The organism is Acinetobacter sichuanensis (assembly GCF_003024515.2).
GTDB classification, from domain to species: domain Bacteria; phylum Pseudomonadota; class Gammaproteobacteria; order Pseudomonadales; family Moraxellaceae; genus Acinetobacter; species Acinetobacter sichuanensis.
Map to the genome: position 1 here is coordinate 1 of NZ_PYIX02000151.1, position 1,294 is coordinate 1,294.

At 42.4% G+C, this 1,294-nt stretch carries 2 protein-coding genes; both read left to right on the forward strand.

Annotation, left to right across the window (positions count from 1 at the left end):
- On the forward strand, positions 1-460 hold a 460-nt coding region (locus tag C9E89_RS22625; RefSeq protein WP_107010308.1), incomplete at its 5' end, for a 3-oxoacid CoA-transferase subunit A.
- Positions 461-480: 20 nt separating this feature from the next.
- A complete protein-coding gene (locus C9E89_RS22630; RefSeq protein WP_107010309.1) occupies positions 481-1,131 on the forward strand; it encodes a 3-oxoacid CoA-transferase subunit B in 651 nt (216 codons plus the stop codon).
- The last annotated feature ends 163 nt before the right edge of the window (positions 1,132-1,294 follow it).

Here is a 1,294-nt window from a genome sequence, read left to right on the forward strand (position 1 = left end):
CCGTAAAATTATTTGCTCTTTCCCTCGTCAGTCTGACTCTTGGGTATTTGATGAACTTTACCGTGCGGGCAAAATCGAGCTAGAACTTGTACCACAAGGTAACTTGGCTTGCCGTATCCAAGCTGCGGGCATGGGCTTGGGTCCAATCTACACACCTACAGGTTTTGGGACGTTGCTTGCTGAAGGCAAACCGACCTTAAACTATGAAGGTAAAGATTTCGTTTTAGAAAACCCAATCAAAGCAGACTTTGCCTTGATCAAAGCACAACAAGGTGACCGTTGGGGTAACCTCGTTTATCGTAAATCTGCACGTAACTTTGGTCCAATCATGGCGATGGCAGCAGACGTAACGATTGCACAAGTGTCTGAAATTGTCGAGTTGGGTGCTTTAGATCCTGAACATATCATCACACCGGGTATTTTTGTACAACATGTTGTACAAGTAAAACCTGCTCAATAATTGGCTACGGAGAATTTAAAATGAGTTATACAAAATTAAGCCGTGATCAAATTGCTGAGCGTGTGGCACAGGACATTCCTGATGGTGCTTATGTCAACTTAGGTATTGGTTTACCGACTAAAATTTCAAGCTATTTACCATCTGACAAAGACGTATTTTTACATTCTGAAAATGGTCTTTTGGCTTTTGGTCCACCACCTGCTGAAGAAGATCGTGATCCTGAACTGATCAACGCAGGTAAAGAATTTGTGACTTTACTGGATGGCGGTGCTTTCTTCCATCACGGTGACTCATTTGCCATGATGCGTGGTGGTCACTTAGACATCGCAGTACTTGGTGCTTTCCAAGTTGCTGAAAATGGTGATTTAGCAAACTGGCATACAGGTGCACCTGATGCGATTCCTGCGGTTGGCGGTGCGATGGACTTAGCCGTTGGTGCGAAAAAAGTATTTATCACAACTGATCATGTGACCAAAAAAGGCGAGCCAAAAATCGTGGCAGAGCTGACTTATCCTGCTACAGGTTTGAAATGTGTAGACCGTATTTACACTGACCTGTGCGTAATTGATGTCACTGTTGAAGGCATGAAAGTGATTGAAAAAGTGGAAGGTCTTTCATTTGAAGAATTGCAGTCCTTGACGGGTGCAAAATTGATTGATGCAACTGCTTAATTAAAAGTCCCTCCTTTTTTAAAGGAGGGATTTAGGGAGGATTAATTTTAAAATTAACTTCCTTAAATCCCTCCCAACCTCCCTTTAAAAAAGGGAGGAGCTTTCTTCCAAGGATTTAAAAATGAAAAACGCATACATTATTGATGCCATCCGTACCCCATTC

Coding starts and splice junctions, on each gene's coding strand:
- C9E89_RS22630 (WP_107010309.1), top strand. CDS start 481: ATGAGTTATACAAAATTAAGCCGTGATCAAATTGCTGAGCGTGTGGCA.